Annotated in this window: 9 protein-coding genes; 6 read left to right on the plus strand and 3 right to left on the minus strand. The window is 67.4% G+C overall.

The features are described 5' to 3' along the window. Positions 1-61: 61 nt before the first annotated feature. Together glgX and ybaK are read left to right on the plus strand one after the other, a co-directional pair. Positions 62-2,104: a glycogen debranching protein GlgX gene (glgX, locus tag E3O22_RS07235; RefSeq protein WP_134396258.1), complete on the plus strand. Its 2,043-nt coding sequence runs from the start codon at positions 62-64 to the stop codon at positions 2,102-2,104. A gap of 46 nt (positions 2,105-2,150) precedes the next feature. Beyond that, a complete protein-coding gene (ybaK, locus tag E3O22_RS07240; RefSeq protein WP_198410580.1) occupies positions 2,151-2,645 on the plus strand; it encodes a Cys-tRNA(Pro) deacylase in 495 nt (164 codons plus the stop codon). 58 nt (positions 2,646-2,703) lie between these two features. On the opposite strand, the gene glgP is transcribed toward ybaK, so the two are convergent. Then, complete coding sequence (glgP, locus tag E3O22_RS07245) at positions 2,704-5,277, minus strand: alpha-glucan family phosphorylase (protein WP_134396260.1); 2,574 nt, start codon at positions 5,275-5,277, stop codon at positions 2,704-2,706. Positions 5,278-5,462: 185 nt separating this feature from the next. Between glgP and E3O22_RS07250 the strand changes: the two genes are divergently transcribed. Together E3O22_RS07250 and glgB are read left to right on the plus strand one after the other, a co-directional pair. Continuing rightward, positions 5,463-7,433 (plus strand): maltotransferase domain-containing protein, encoded by a 1,971-nt coding sequence (locus E3O22_RS07250; RefSeq protein ID WP_134396322.1) that lies wholly within the window; start codon positions 5,463-5,465, stop codon positions 7,431-7,433. Further along, positions 7,430-9,835 carry a 1,4-alpha-glucan branching protein GlgB gene (gene glgB / locus E3O22_RS07255; protein ID WP_134396261.1) on the plus strand — a complete coding sequence of 802 codons (2,406 nt, stop codon included), beginning with the start codon at positions 7,430-7,432 and terminating at the stop codon, positions 9,833-9,835. Before E3O22_RS07250 ends, glgB begins: the two co-directional genes overlap by 4 nt. Positions 9,836-9,957: 122 nt before the next feature. Here glgB and E3O22_RS07260 read toward each other — a convergent pair whose 3' ends face one another. Together E3O22_RS07260 and E3O22_RS07265 are read right to left on the minus strand one after the other, a co-directional pair. Further along, positions 9,958-10,959, minus strand: a complete 1,002-nt coding sequence (locus E3O22_RS07260; protein ID WP_134396262.1) for a tetratricopeptide repeat protein — start codon at positions 10,957-10,959, stop codon at positions 9,958-9,960. Next, complete coding sequence (locus tag E3O22_RS07265; protein WP_241976550.1) at positions 10,956-12,758, minus strand: hypothetical protein; 1,803 nt, start codon at positions 12,756-12,758, stop codon at positions 10,956-10,958. Before E3O22_RS07265 ends, E3O22_RS07260 begins: the two co-directional genes overlap by 4 nt. Positions 12,759-13,009: 251 nt before the next feature. On the opposite strand from E3O22_RS07265, the gene E3O22_RS07270 reads away from it, so the two are divergent. Then, positions 13,010-14,632: a hypothetical protein gene (locus tag E3O22_RS07270; RefSeq protein WP_134396264.1), complete on the plus strand. Its 1,623-nt coding sequence runs from the start codon at positions 13,010-13,012 to the stop codon at positions 14,630-14,632. Positions 14,633-14,652: 20 nt separating this feature from the next. After that, complete coding sequence (locus tag E3O22_RS07275) at positions 14,653-15,702, plus strand: AI-2E family transporter (protein WP_134396265.1); 1,050 nt, start codon at positions 14,653-14,655, stop codon at positions 15,700-15,702.

Genomic DNA, 15,702 nt, shown 5'->3' on the forward strand with positions numbered 1-15,702 from the left:
GTCCCACCGGCGGTTCTCCGGGTGGTAATACACGGCTTCTGCACTCATTACTCTAGAACGCATGACCCCGCCTGATCCCCTGCACAGCCTCGGCGTGCGAGTCACGACCCACGGCGGCGAACTCCGCGTGTGGTCGGAGACCGCCGACGCCATCGACCTGTGCATCTTCGACGCCACCGACCCCCATTGGATCATCAAGACCGTGCCCATGGTCAAGGATGAGCACGGCGTCTGGTCCGGACACTCTCGAACCCTCTCCCCCGGACGCCGCTACGGCATCCGCGTCTCTGGTCCCGCCGCCCCCCGCAACTCCTTCCACCCCGAGAAGACACTGGTCGAACCCTATTCCCGGGGACTCGTGCGGGTCGGTCCCGACCAGTGGCAGTCTTCCGTAGTCGATGGCGATTTCGACTGGGCCGGTTCGGTCAAACCGAGGATCGCTCTGGACCACACCGTGGTCTACGAGGCCCACGTTCGCGGCCTCACCAACCTCAGCCCTTCGGTGCCGGCGAACCTCCGCGGCACCTATGCGGGCCTTGCCCACGAGTCGACCATCGGCTACCTGAAGAACCTCGGCGTGACCAGCGTCGAACTGCTGCCGGTGCAGGCATTCGTGTCCGAGCAGCGCCTGCTCAAGCAGGGTCTGAGCAATTATTGGGGTTACAACACCTTCAACTTCTTTTCACCGCACGCCGACTACGCCACCCAGAAGTCCCAGGCCGCCGGTCCCGAAGCGGTGCTCCGGGAATTCAAGGGCATGGTCAAGCTCCTGCACGAGGCCGGCCTCGAGGTCATCCTGGACGTGGTCTACAACCACACCGCCGAGGAGGGCCCGAACGGCCCCGTCAGCAGCCTCCGCGGCATCGACAACGCCGCCTACTACCGGCAGAACAGCGCCGGCGGATACATCGACGTCACGGGTTGCGGCAACACCCTGAACGTCTCCCACGACGTTCCCCGCCGGCTCGTGCTCGACTCTCTGCGCTACTGGGCGAACGAGGTGCAGATCGACGGTTTCCGCTTCGACCTGTCGGCCACGCTCGCCCGGGACGAGAACGTCGACTTTCAGGCGGACAGCCCACTGCTCGCCTCGATCACGGCCGACCCGGAACTCTCGACGGTCAAGCTGATCGCCGAGCCTTGGGACATCGGGATGGGCGGCTGGCAGACCGGCAATTTCCCGGACGGCTGGACCGAGTGGAACGACCGCTACCGCGACCGCATGCGTTCGTTCTGGCTGACCGACCTGGCGGCCGCCCGCGACGGGCACGCCGGGAGCGGGATCGGGCGCTTCGCGACCCGCCTGGCAGGTTCCGCGAACACATTCTCCCGGGAGCGCGGCCCGCTCGCCTCGCTCAACTTCATCACGGCCCACGACGGTTTCACGATGGCCGACCTGACCTCGTACAACGTCAAGCACAACGTCGGCAACGGGGAGTCGAACCGCGACGGCACCGACTCCAACAACTCGTTCAACCACGGCGCGGAGGGCCCGACCCGAGACCGGGACATCCTGACCGCCCGGCGCAAGGCCATGCGCAACCTGCTCGCGACCCTGCTGCTGTCGGCCGGTGTGCCGATGATCACCGCGGGCGACGAATTCGGTCGCAGCCAGCGCGGCAACAACAACGCCTACTGCCACGACAGTGAGCTCACCTGGTTGAACTGGGACCTCGACGACTGGCAGGAGGACCTGCACCGGGTAACCCGGCGCCTGCTCCAGCTGCGCCGCGAGAACCCGGCGCTGCGCCCGGTGCGGTTCGGACGCCCCGGCGAGACGACCCTCAGCGCCAGCGAAATGGACTGGTACAACGCGGAGGGCCGGTCCATGTCCGAGGACGACTGGCACTCGTCCGATGAGCGCACTCTGCAGTACCTGGCGGCGAGCACCCCGGAGCACGAGGATTTCAACCGAATCCTGCTGATCGTGCAGGGTCGTGAGGAAGAGGTGACGGTGACGCTGCCCCTGCACGCGGGCGTCACCTCGTACTCGCTGCTCTGGGATTCCAGCCACGACGACCTGAGCGACGCCGTCATCGAGCACGCCCCCGGCGACCAGTTCCTCGTTCCGGCCGCCTCGATGCAGCTGCTCCGGGCGCACTGAGCGTGGGCGCACGAAGCGTGGGCAACCGGACCGGGGGCCGCTGACCGTGGCCAAACGGGTGGAGGGAAGCGCCGGAACTCCGGCGACGGTGGCGCTCGTGCGCGCCGGCATCCCGTTCACCCCGCACGTCTACCCGCACGAGGCGTCGTCGACGAGTTTCGGCCTGGAAGCGGCGGAGAAACTCGGCGTCGCCGCCGGCCGGGTGTTCAAGACCCTGCTGACGGATGTCGACGGCCGGCTGGTCGTCGGCGTCGTGCCGGTCACCGGCCAGCTCGACCTCAAGGCCCTGGCCACCGCCGTGGGTGCAAAGAAAGCCGTGATGGCAGACCCGTCGCTCGCCGAGCGCAAGACCGGCTACGTGGTGGGCGGCATCAGCCCGATCGGTCAGAAGAGCCGGCTCACGACCGTGGTCGACGCGAGCGCCCTGACGTTCGACACCGTCTTCGTCTCCGGCGGGCGCCGCGGCTTCGACATCGAGCTGACACCGGCCGATCTGGCCCGGGCAGCCTCCGCGGTCTTCGCGGCGATCGCACGCCCGTAACCGCACGAAAAAACACCCCCGTCGGAACGAAGGTGCTTTTTCGTGAGGCCGGTCAGCGCTAGCCGGCGACGGCGATCAGACCCATCTCGGCGGGGCTCACCAGGAGCTCGTTGCGCGGCACGACCCGCACGGTGTAGCCGAATGCGCCGCCACGGTCGAGTTCTATCGTGCCGGTGAAGAGCGTCGGCGAGCTGGCATCCGTCGCACCGGTCCCGAACGGTTCCGTATTGAGCGGCAGGGTACTGACATCACTCAGGTCGTCATTGGCGAGGCTCTTGCCGTAGACGACCTCGACGGTGACGTCCTCGGGCGCAAGACCGTTCAGCTGCACGTGTGCGCGGAGGTGCAGTTCGTCGCCGACCTGCGGCACCGAGGCGACGCCGCCGGATTCGACGTGGGTCACGGCTACGCCGGGCCAGGCCGAGACGATCCGCCCCTTCCAGGCGGCCAATTCCCGGGCGGCCCGGTAGTTGTTCTCGGACAGGCGGGCCTCGGCCGTGCCGGCAGGCCGGTACAGCTCCTGCACGTACTGGCGCACCATCCGACCGGCGTTGAGTTCCGGTGAGAGCTTCGCGAGCGACTGCCGAATCGAGGAGACCCAGCGTTCGGGCACTCCGTCGGCGTTGCGGTCGTAGAACTTCGGTGCGACCTGGTGCTCGATCAGCTCGTACAGCGCGTCCGCCTCGAGCCGGTCACGTTCGGCCGCGTCACCGGCGGCGTCTGCGGTGGGGATCGCCCAACCGTTGTTGCCGTCGTAGTATTCCGGCCACCAGCCGTCGAGGATCGACAGGTTGAGGGCGCCGTTCAGGGCCGCCTTCATGCCGGACGTGCCGCACGCCTCGAGCGGGCGCAGCGGATTGTTGAGCCAGACATCCGTGCCTGGGTACATCAGCTGGGCCATACCGATGTTGTAGTCGGGCAGGAACGCGATCTTGGTGCGCAGCGCCGGGTCGGCCGCGAACTGCACGATCCTCTGGATCAGGCGCTTGCCCTCCTCGTCGGCCGGATGCGATTTGCCCGCGATTACGATTTGGATCGGGTGTTCGGAGTGCAGCAGCAGCGCGCGCAACCGCTCGGGGTCGTGCAGCATCAGGGTCAGACGCTTGTAGGTCGGCACGCGGCGGGCGAACCCGATCGTGAGAACGTTCGGGTCGAAGACCCGCCCGATCCAGGACGGCACGATGCCGCCCGGGTTCTGCCCCTCCCAGGCCGCGGCGATCCGTCGGCGGGCGTCCTCGACGAACTGCAGGCGCATCTGGCCGCGCACCTGCCACAGATCCGTGTCGGACACGGCGGGCGACGCCCAATCGGCGGCGGACGTGTCGCTGGTGCCCAGTCGGCTCTGCGCGAGCGCGAGAAGGGCCGGGTCGGTCCAGGTGGGGGCGTGCACACCGTTCGTGATCGAGGCGATCGGCACGTCGTCGGCGTCGAAACCGGGCCATAGACCCTTGAACATCACCCTGCTGACCTCGCCGTGCAGCTTCGAGACGCCGTTGGCGCGCTGCCCCAGTCGCAGGCCCATCAGGGCCATGTTGAAGACGTCCGGGTTGCCATCCTCGAAGTTCTCCGCGCCGAGGGCGAGGAGGTCGTCGACGGCGACGCCCGGAAGCAGGTCGGTCTCGAAGTAGCGCCGCACCAGGCTGCGCTCGAACCGGTCAATGCCGGCGGCGACCGGCGTGTGGGTCGTGAACACCGTTCCGGCCCGGGCCACCTGCAGCGCCTCCGAGAAACTGAGCCCCTCGCCGATCAGGCTGGAGATGCGTTCGAGGCCGAGGAAACCGGCGTGACCCTCGTTGGTGTGGAACACCTCAGGGTCGGCCTGGCCGTTGAGGCTGCTCCACTTCTTCACGGCGCGCGCGCCGCCGATGCCGAGCAGCAGCTCCTGCAGCAGACGGTGTTCGCCGCCGCCGCCGTACAGGCGGTCGGTGACCAGTCGCAGGTCGTCGGTGTTCTCGGGGATGTCGGTGTCGAGCATCAAGAGCCGGATGCGGCCGACCATCGCCTGCCAGACCCGCGCGTGCAGGGTTCGGTCGTCGGGAAGTGCGAGGGAGACCTGCACGGGCGAGCCGTCGGCCCGGCGCAGCACCGACAGCGGCAGGCCGTCGGGGTCGAGCAGCGGGTAGCTCTCCAGCTGCCAGCCGTCGGGTGAGATGGCCTGGCTGAAGTACCCGGCACGGTAGAAGAGGCCAACACCGACCAGCGGCACGCCAAGGTCCGAGGCGCTCTTCAGGTGGTCGCCGGCGAGGATGCCGAGGCCGCCCGAGTACTGCGGCAACGCGGCGGCGATGCCGAACTCCGGGGAGAAATAGGCGATCGATGCCGGCTTGTCGCCCTCGAGCCCCTGGTACCAGCGGGGCTTCTCGAGGTAGTCGCGCAGCTCGTCGCGGGTGGCGTTCGCCCACGCCACGTAGTCGTTGTCCTGGGCGAGCGCTTCGAGGCGGGCCGTGTCGACGGCCCCCAGCAACGCGACCGGGTCGGTACCGCTCTCACGCCACAATTCGGGGGCGATGTGCTCGAACAACTGGCGGGTCGGCTCATGCCAGGACCAGCGCAGGTTGCCGGCAAGCTCGTCGAGCGCGGCGAGCGACTCGGGCAGCACGGTTCGGACGGTAAATTTGCGGATCGCTTTCACATCCTCAGCCTAGGTGCGTGACGTGTCCGGCGGGTGAATAGAGGCAGCAATACACCCCCGATCCGCGCTACGGTCAGTAGGTGGCTAAGACAGTAAAACGCACAGGTGCGGCTCCTGAAACCCTCGGCGCGGTTCAGGAAGTCCAGACGACAGTCCCGGCAGAACCTCGGATCGGCCGTATCCCGATCCTCGATCTGTCCCCTCAATTAAACGACGACCTTTGGCCCGCGAAGGCGTTCGTGGGCGAAGCGGTTCCGTTCGCCGCGACCGCGTTCAGGGAGGGGCACGACCTCATCGGCGTCATGCTGCTGCTGACCGCTCCCGATGGAACCGAGTCGCAGCATCCGATGTCCCTGAACTCCCCCGGAACCGACCGCTGGGAGAGCCTCGTCACCCTCGGAACCCAGGGCCGCTGGACCTACCGCGTGCGCGCCTACGCCGACGACTGGGCCACCTGGCGGCACAACGCCTCGCTGAAGATCCCCGCCGAGGTCGATGTGGAACTCATGTTCCTGATCGGCTCTGAGCTGCTCATCCGTGAGAGCGCCGTCAAGACCCGCCCTCTGAACGAGCGGCGCACGTTCACCGCGGCCGCGAAGTCCCTCGTCGACCCGGCCAAGTCCGTCGCCGCCCGCTTCGAAGTGCTCAGCAGCCCGAAGCTGGCTGCCGCGGCCGCCGTGCGCCCGATGGCCGGGCTCGAATCGGTCTCGGAATCCCGGACCGTGCTGGTCGAACGCACCCGGGCCGGCGTCGGCTCCTGGTACGAGTTCTTCCCTCGGTCGGAGGGCGCCGTGAAGCGCGCCGACGGCTCCTGGCAGAGCGGCACCTTCCGCACCGCGGCCAACCGGCTTCCGGCCGTCGCCGCGATGGGATTCAACGTGCTCTACCTGCCGCCGATCCACCCGATCGGCCTGGCTTTCCGCAAGGGACCCAACAACACGCTCGACGCCGGACCGAACGACCCCGGCTCGCCCTGGGCGATCGGGTCGGCGCACGGCGGCCACGACGCCATCCACCCGGACCTCGGCACCGTCGCCGACTTCCAGTTCTTTCTTGCGGTTGCTCGCGAGAACGGCCTCGAGGTCGCGCTCGACCTGGCCCTGCAGGCGTCGCCCGACCACCCCTGGGTCACCGAGCACCCGGAGTGGTTCACCACGCTTCCCGACGAGTCCATCGCCTACGCCGAGAACCCGCCGAAGAAGTATCAGGACATCTACCCGGTCAACTTCGACAATGACCCTCTGGGTATCCGCGCTGAGGTGCTGCGGATCGTGCGGTACTGGATCGGAGTGGGCGTCAATATTTTCCGGGTCGACAACCCGCACACGAAGCCGCTCGATTTCTGGGAGTGGCTGATTTTTGAGATCAACGCCGAATTCCCGGATGTCTTCTTCCTCGCCGAGGCCTTCACCCGGCCTGCCCTGCTGCAGGGTCTGGGCAAGGTGGGGTTCCAGCAGTCGTACACCTACTTCACCTGGCGCAACACGAAGCAGGAACTCGCGGAATTCTTCGATGGCCTTGCCCACAAGACCGCCGACTTCCTGCGGCCGAACCTGTTCGTGAACACGCCCGACATCCTCTCCGAGTATCTGCAGTTCGGCGGTCCGGCGGCGTTTAAAATCCGGGCGGCCCTCGCGGCCACCGCGGCGCCGACCTGGGGCGTGTACACGGGCTTCGACCTGTTTGAGTGCGTGGCCCGGCCCGGCGCCGAGGAGAACATCGACAACGAGAAGTACCAGTACCGGCCGCGTGACTTCGCGGGCGCCGAAGCGGCCGGCGCGTCCCTGGCGCCCTACCTCACCCTTCTCAACCGGATCCGCGCCGAGCACCCGGCCCTCGGGCAGCTGCGCAACCTCGATCTCCACGAGAGCGAAGACGAGGGGATCCTTGTCTACAGCAAATTCCTCGACGCGCCGTTCACGGGCAGCGGGCACTCGGATGCGTTGATCATCGTCGCCAACGTCGACCCCCACTCCGTGCGCCAAACCGTCGTGCACCTCGACGTCGCCCGGTTCGGTCTGCCGTACGGCTCCGTGTTCGAGGTCGAGGACCTGATCACCGGCGCCATCTGGACCTGGTCGGCCGACAACTTCGTGCGCCTCGACGCATTCACCGAACCGGTGCACATCCTGCACGTGAAAGGACCAGCTCAATGAAGCACGCACAGGGAGGTCCGGCGGCCAAAAAGGCCGAAGACACGAAGGCCGCAGACACGAAGACCGCAGCCAAGAAGACCACTGACAAAAGGACCACTGACAAAAGGACCACTGACCAGAAGTTCCTGGACGAGTCGGTTGCCGCCCAGCCGCAGGGAGCCGTGAAGGCGAGCGTGCCGAAGCCTGCCGGAGCGCTGCACTCCGCCGGGCCGTTCGAGCTGCCGGTCATCGCCGACCACGTCCTCCAGGCCGTCTCCACGGGCAGCTACTACAACCCGCACGAGGTCCTCGGCCAGCACCTGATCGATCAGGCCGGTATCGCGGACCCGCTCACCGTCATCCGTGCCCTCCGCCCGCTCGCGACCGAGGTCTTCGCCGTGCTGCTCACGGGCGCGCATGTGGAGCTGGCGCACCTGGGCCACGGTATCTGGCAGGGCGTGAGCACTCTCGGCCTTCAGGACTACCTGCTGGAGGCCCGCTACAGCGACGCCCCCACCTGGATCGTCGACGACCCCTATCGCTACCTGCCCACCCTCGGCGAGCTCGATCTGCACCTTCTCGGCGAGGGTCGCCACGAACGCCTGTGGGATGTTCTCGGCGCCCACTACCGGCCGAACGCGGGCCCGCTGGGCACCACGTCTGGAACATCCTTCGCCGTGTGGGCCCCGCATGCCCGGGCCGTCCGCGTGATCGGCGACTTCAACGCCTGGACCGGCACGCTGCACGCCATGCGCAACATGGGCAGCACCGGGGTCTGGGAGTTGTTCGTGCCTGGGCTGACCGCCGGCTCCAACTACAAGTTCGAGCTGCTGACCCGCTCGGGCGACTGGGTGCGCAAGGCCGACCCGATGGCCCGCTACACCGAGATCCCGCCCAAGACGGCCTCCATCATCGGTGAGACCAGCTACGAGTGGGCGGATGCCGGCTGGCTCACCGACCGTTCGGCCACCGACCCCCACAACCGGGCCATGAGCATCTACGAGATGCACGTCGGGTCGTGGCGTCCGGGGCTGAGCTACCGCGACCTCGCCGACCAGCTGATCGACTATCTGAACGAACTGGCGTTCACGCACGTGGAGTTCATGCCACTCACCGAGCATCCGTTCGGCGGCTCGTGGGGCTACCAGGTCAGCGGCTACTACGCGCCGACGAGCCGGTTCGGCCACCCCGACGACCTGCGCTACCTGATCGACCGGCTGCACCGGGCCGGCATCGGCGTCTTGATGGACTGGGTGCCCGGGCACTTCCCGAAAGACGACTTTGCGCTGGCCCGCTTCGACGGCGAAGCGCTGTACGAGCACCCCGACCCTCGCCGCGGCGAGCAGATGGACTGGGGCACCTACGTCTTCGACTTCGGCCAGAAACAGGTTCGCAACTTTCTGGTCGCGAACGCCCTCTACTGGCTCGAGGAGTTCCACATCGACGGGCTGCGGGTCGACGCCGTGGCCTCGATGCTCTACCTGGACTACTCCCGCGAGGACGGCCAGTGGGAGCCGAATATCCACGGCGGCAACGAGAACCTCGAGGCGATCAGCCTGTTGCAGGAGATCACGGCCACCGCCTACAAGCGAAATCCCGGCACGGTCATGATCGCCGAGGAGTCCACCAACTGGGGTGGGGTCACGGCGCAGACCAGTGCCGGTGGTCTCGGGTTCGGTTTCAAATGGAACATGGGCTGGATGCACGACACGCTGGAGTACATGCAGATCGACCCGATGTATCGGGCGCACCACCACAACCAGATCACGTTCTCATTCGTCTACGCGTTCAGCGAGAATTTCCTGTTGCCGATCAGCCACGACGAGGTCGTGCACGGCAAGGGCTCGCTGGTCGCGAAGATGCCCGGTGACTCCTGGCAGCAGCTCGCCAACGTGCGTGCCTATCTCGCCTTCATGTGGGCGCACCCCGGCAAGCAACTTCTGTTCATGGGTCAGGAATTCGGGCAGCGCTCCGAGTGGAGCGAGGAGCGCGGCCTGGACTGGTGGACCCTCGACCAGCCGGCTCACCGCGGCCTGTTCACGCTTGTCGGCCAGCTGAACCGGGTGTACCGGTCGAACCCGAGCCTTTGGGCCCAGGACAACGACCCGAGCGGCTTCGAGCTGCTCGAGGGCGGCGCGGCCGCCCAGAACGTGGTTTCGTTCCTGCGCTGGGACGCCGACGGCAACCCCATTGCCTGCCTGTTCAACTTCTCTGGGGCACCGCACAACGGTTACCAGGTCGGCCTGCCGTTCGCCGGGGTGTGGGAGGAGATTCTGAACACGGATGCCGCGGACTTCGGCGGCTCCGGGGTCGGAAACCTGGGTGCCGTGACCGCGCTCGCCGTGCCGTGGGCCGGACGCCCGGCATCCGCCGTGGTGACCCTGCCCCCGCTGGCCGGTCTCTGGCTGCGCCTACACCGCTGACCCGCTTCGCCCCAGTGCGCGAGAGCGCGCAAATGGCCCCGTCGGAAACGCCGACGGGGCCATTTTTTGCTGCTGCAGAGCGTGGGACTGAGCGACCCCATCCCGAACGAGTTCGATGCCGTCTAGTACAGCAGCGCGGTCAGGCGGGAGCGGGTGGGCGGCACCCGCGGGTCGTCCTGGCCGATGACCTCGAACAATTCCAGGATACGCTCGCGGATCAGGTTGCGGCCGGCCGGCTCCTGCGCGGGGAAGAGGGCGAGCAGCCGATCGAAGGCATCCTCGATGTGACCGCCGGAAAGGTCGAGGTCGGCGACCGCGAGCTGCGTCTGAAGGTCGTGGGGCGCGGCCGCCGCGGCGGAGCGGATATCGGCCATGGTCTTGCCGTGCAACCGGGCCAGGAGGCTCACCTGGGCCAGGCCGGCGACGGCCATCTGGTCCCGGGGGTCCCGCGCCAGCGCCGTCTTGTAGAGGGCGATCGCCGCGTCATAGTCTCCGCGCTCGATGGCGTCGTAGGCCTCCTGGTGCAGCGGCGGCAGCTCGGGTTCTTCGGCGGCCGGCGCCTCCGCTTCGGCGTCGCCGGCGGCCTCCGGGGCGGCGGCCATGGCGGTGACGCCGTGCTGCGCCGCGAGCTCGAAGACCCGGTGCAGAACCTCGCGCACCTGGCCCTCAGGCAGTGCGCCACTGAACAGCTGCACCGGCTGACCGCCGATCACGGCGGCCACGGTCGGGATCGATTGCGCCTGGAAGGCCTGGGTGAGCTGCGGGTTCGAGTCCACGTCGACCTTGGCCAGCACGAACTGGCCGGCGTATTCCAGGACGAGCTTTTCCAGGATCGGCGTGAGCTGCTTGCACGGCTCACACCATTCGGCCCAGAGGTCCACGATGACCGGAACGCTCATCGAGAGTTCCAGTATCTCGCCGAAATTCGCATCCGTGCCCTCGAGCACGAGACTGGGTACGGCGACCGGACCCACCGCGGGTGTACCGGGCGCGCCCGGCGCCCCTGGCCCCACCGGCGCCGGCGGTGCGCCCGCGGCCGGCGCCGCCGGACGGTTCACCAGCGTAGACAGGTCTACGGCTCCACGCAGGTTCATGCCGGACAGGGACGGGGGGACAACACTCATGGAAGCTCCGTTGATGAGATCAGACCCTGGGAAAAACCAAGGAGGACGATTTTTTCGTTCGAACCGGCGGCCGGAACATGGAACAGGAGTTGGTCGCCGTAGGTGCTGGTGATGCCCTTGGCCGTGGCGGTAATGCCGGAGAGGGCCTTGCTGGCACCCTCGGGGCTCACGGTCGCGCCGGCATCCACCGGTTTCACCGTCTCGGTCTCGGTCAGGCTCACGGCGACGATACTGCCGGAGTCGTTGGTCGCCAATGCCACGGTGCGCCCGGTGCCGGCGGCCGCACCGAATTCGATCGACGCCGTCGAGGGCAGGCCGGCCTGGCGTGAGGTCTTCAGTTCGGTGACCTGGGTGCGGAAGCTGTCGCCCTCCGCCTCGAACAGGGCGTAGGAGGGGCTGGCCTCCCCCAGCTGGAGCACGTCGGCGTAGGCCGCGGCGACCTGGTCGGGTGAGAGCAGGAGGAACGTGGAGTCGGGCGCAATGATCGGGGCGCCGATGGTCGCCGGGGCGACCTTGGGGACCGTGGCGGCCGCTTCAAGCTGAATCATGTATTCGACCAGGTAGTCGGCCCGCGGCGACTCCTGTCGCAGCACGATGGCCGTCGGCGCGGCGGCGGTGTCAGCCTCGTCCTGGAGGACCGTCATGACGACGCGCGGCCAGGTGGAGGACTGCTGCGGCAGCGTGAGCCGGAGGGGCGACGTGGGCAGCGCCGGAAGCGCGGCGATGGCCGGGTCGGCCCCGCGGATCTTGTAGTTCGCCAGTCGCTTCTCCAATGCCGGGCCGGTGAACCGGGTGGCGAGGGTGTCGGCGTTGAGGCTCGCATCGGCATCCGCGGTCACCGAGGCGATATCGGTCACGATGCGTTCGAGTTGCGGCACCGTCACGGCGGGCGGCGGCACGTCCTGGGCCGGGCCGGCGGTGTCGGTCGGAGTCGGCGTCCCACTGGCGGCAGCGTCGGGAGAGGACGTGGCCGGCCAGAAATCGGCCGAGCAACCGCTGAGCACCAAACCGCTGACCAGGATCACGGGCACGGCGACCATGGACCGGGCGATCGATTTACCGGATCGGTTGATCTGGCTCGCCTTGATGGCCTTTGGACGGGGCACGCGCGGGAGCCGGGGCATCCGTGGTCCGCGGGGCAGATTGCGGCGGGGGCCGCGGGAGCGGCGCAGGTGCAGGAGCGCCAGGAGGTAGATGATCAAGCCGATCAGGCCGACGGCAGCGCCGCCGACGATCAGCGGGCCTGCCCAGGGAGTGGAGTTGTCGGTAGGCCAGGACAGGCTGACATCTGTGGGCGCGGGGGCCGTGCCGTCGGAGGCCACGATCAGGGAGATGCCGTCGGGAACCTTGAGGGTGGTGGTCAGCGTGTTCTCAGCCGTGAACTCCTGCAGCCACAGGTCGGAGCCCGCCGGGTTGGCGACCGTCTCCGGCTCAGCCGCGGGGTCCGCCGGCGCCGCGGGGCCGGACTCAGACTCGGTGGCCGATTCGGCCTCCGTGGCCGGATCGATGAGCGTGCTGCTGAGGGCGACCGTGTCCTTGGCCTTGCGGATGTCGACGTACGGTTCATCTCCGAGCCACGCCTTGACGTCGTCGGTGCGCCCGTAGGCCAGGAAAACCTTTTCGGAACCACTGACGGTGATCGTCTGGCTTCCCGGCACCGCATTGAGCGCACTGGACTCGACCACCGCGAAGAGGGCGTCCTCCACGGATGCGCTCAGGCTCACCGAGGCCGGATCGAGAAAAATGGTCCGCTGGGCGATGCCGAGCACAATCATCGCCGCAGCAAGGACGAATGCCATTATGGCAAGAACAAAACGCACGTCAACCCTCCTGTGTCGCCGGCCGCTCATCGCGCACACGGGCACGTTGGACCCGGATGCGGGCCCGATCAGCAACAGACAGGACGTCTTACGATACTGGTTGCCCCTGAGAGGCACCTAATAGTCCCTCGGGTTGGGACGCACCAGTGCGGTCTGAACAGACTAAAATTGTGGAGGCTCCCTCTGTCAGTCCGTAAACGGGGGTCAGAGCCCCATTTTGAGGAGACAGCGTGGCGAACGACGAAGCAGACTTCACCCAGGTATTCCGCGGCTACGACCGCGACGAAGTCGACAAGACCATCCAGGGACTGCGCCGCGACCTGATTCAGGCGAATACCCAGGGCACCGAGGCGAAGAAGGAAATCAAACGCCTCACCACCCAGATCGACGATCTGAACGCGGAAATCGAAGAGGTCGGCAGCCCCACGTTCTCCGGTCTCGGCACCAAGCTCGAGAACACCCTGCGCGTGGCGGAAGAGCAGTCGACGAGGGTGATCGCCCAGGCGGACATCGACGCCGAACGGCTGCGCGCCTCCGCAGCGAGCGAAGTGCAGACCCTGCTCCGCGAGGGCAAGGAGCACGCCGAACGGGCTCTGTCGGATGCCGCGGTCAAGGCCGGCCGCATCCTCAATGATGCCGTCGCTGAAGCCGACGACTTACTCGCCCGGGCCCACGAGGACTCCACCACGCTCACCCAGGACGCCGTGCACGAAGCGGCGGCCATCCGCGGAGCGGTGGCCACCGAGGCCGCCGAGCTGCGCGCAACCGTGAAGCGGGAAGTGGCCGCGATCCGCTCAGAGGCGGAGCGCGAGGCCGCCGAGGTTCGCGTGGTGGCGCAGCGGGAGGCGACCGAGGCCCGTGAGGTCGCGGCCGGGCTCACGAGCGAGACCGAGTTGACCCGCGCCGAAGTCGCCCACGAACTCGACCAGCAACGCGCCGACCTGGCCCGGGAAACCGAACAGGCTCGCATCGACCTCGCCGCCGAGACGGATCAGCACCGCATCGACCTCGTCCGGGAAACCGAACAGGCTCGCATCGACCTCGCCCACGAGACCGAACAGGCCCGCAACCTTCTCGCAATCGAAATCGAGCAGGCGAGAACCGACCTCGAACGGGAGACGCTGCAGCAGCGCGCGGATTTGTCCGTCGAAAGCGAGCAGGCCCAGACCGACCTGGCCCGCGACCTCGAACGCCAGCGCGCCGACCTCAGCCGTGAGATCGACAAGGCACGCGTCGGCCTCGCGGCCGAGATCGAGCAGTCCCACGCCGACCTTGGTCGTGACAATGAGCAGACCCGCGCCGACTTCACCGCCGAAAGCGAGCAGCTGCGCATCGACCTGGAGAACCATCTGACGGCCGCTCGCAAGCGGGGAGAGCACGAAGCCGCCAAGCTCAAGCGCGAGATCGATCAGACCAGGGCCGACCTCGACGTCGAGCTGAAGGCCCGGCGAGACGAAGCGGAGCAGGGCCAGCTGCAGCGCCACCAGGAGGCGGTGGCCCAGACGCAGAAGTTCGTCGCGGATGCCACCAAGCAGCTTGCCGAGACGAACCGGCGCACGGTCGAACTGCGCGCATTGAACGACCAGCTGGACGCCTCCGCCCGCGATGAGGTCAGGGCATCGAAGAAGGTTGCCGAGGAATCGGTGGAACGTCTGGTGCGAGACGCCGAGACGCGGGCCGCCGCGCTGGTGACCGATGCCGAACTGCGCACGCGCGTGCTCGTGGCCGACGCGGAGGAGCGCCTGTCCCAGATTAGGATTGAGCGTGACGCCGTGGCCGGCTACTTCGAGAGCCTGCGCGGTCTGCTCACGCAGGCGGAAAAGGTCGCCGCCAACGACGACGACGAGCACTGACACCAGCCGAGGGGACATCAGTGAAGATTCAGAATGCTTTTCGCGTCGGACTGATCGGCACCCTCGGCGTCGGCGTCGGCCTGCTCATCATCACGTCGGTGATCACTCTGCAAACGATCATCACCTACATCGGTGCGGCACTGTTCCTCGCGCTCGGGCTCGACCCGGCCGTCTCCTGGCTCGAGAAGAAGAGGTTTCCCCGCTGGGCAGCCATGCTCACGGTGCTCGTCGCCGTGATCGGGGTTCTGACCGGAGTGATCTTCGCCGTCGTGCCGATCATCGTCGACCAGGTCTCCAAGCTCTCCAAGGCCATCCCGGACCTGGTCACGTCCATCAACACCTCCACCTTTCTCGCCGATGTGCAGAAGCAGTTTCCGGCTCTCCCGCTGTCGAAAATCACAGAGTCGGTCACCGATTTCGTCGGCGGCAACATCACCAACATCACGAGCACGATCATCCAGTCCGGCCTCGCCATCGTCAGCGGCCTTTTCGGCGCCCTGATCATCCTGATCCTCACGCTGTACTTCACGGCATCGCTGAACAGCATCAAGCAGGCCGTGTATCAGCTGGTACCGGCCTCGAAGCGGGCTCGGTTCGCCGATCTCAGCGAGCAGATCACGACATCCGTCGGCCGATTCGTGATCGGCCAGGGAGCCCTGGCGCTCTGCAACGGCGTGCTCAGCTTCATCTTCCTGTCGATCATCGGCGCGCCGTTCCCGGCGCTGCTCGCGCTGATCGCGTTCCTGTTCTCGCTGATCCCCCTCGTGGGCACGATCTCCGGGTCGATCATCATCGTGCTGACCTGCCTGATCCCCGGAATCGGCAGCTCGATGTTCACGGCGTTGGTCGCCGCGATCTACTACCTGATCTATATGCAGGTGGAGGCCTATCTGCTCAGCCCCAACATCATGAACCGGGCCGTGGCCGTTCCCGGCGCCGTCGTCGTGGTCGCCGCTCTCGCGGGCGGCAGTCTGCTCGGCATCCTCGGCGCGCTGATCGCCATCCCCGTCGCCGCGGCAACCATCATGATCATCAAGCAGGTCGTGATCCCCCGACAGAACGAGCTCTAG

The organism is Cryobacterium sp. TMT2-18-2 (assembly GCF_004402245.1).
GTDB lineage: Bacteria > Actinomycetota > Actinomycetes > Actinomycetales > Microbacteriaceae > Cryobacterium > Cryobacterium sandaracinum.

Coding starts and splice junctions, on each gene's coding strand:
- E3O22_RS07265 (WP_241976550.1), bottom strand. CDS start 12,758: ATGGCATTCGTCCTTGCTGCGGCGATGATTGTGCTCGGCATCGCCCAG.
- glgX (WP_134396258.1), top strand. CDS start 62: ATGACCCCGCCTGATCCCCTGCACAGCCTCGGCGTGCGAGTCACGACC.
- glgB (WP_134396261.1), top strand. CDS start 7,430: ATGAAGCACGCACAGGGAGGTCCGGCGGCCAAAAAGGCCGAAGACACG.
- E3O22_RS07260 (WP_134396262.1), bottom strand. CDS start 10,959: ATGAGTGTTGTCCCCCCGTCCCTGTCCGGCATGAACCTGCGTGGAGCC.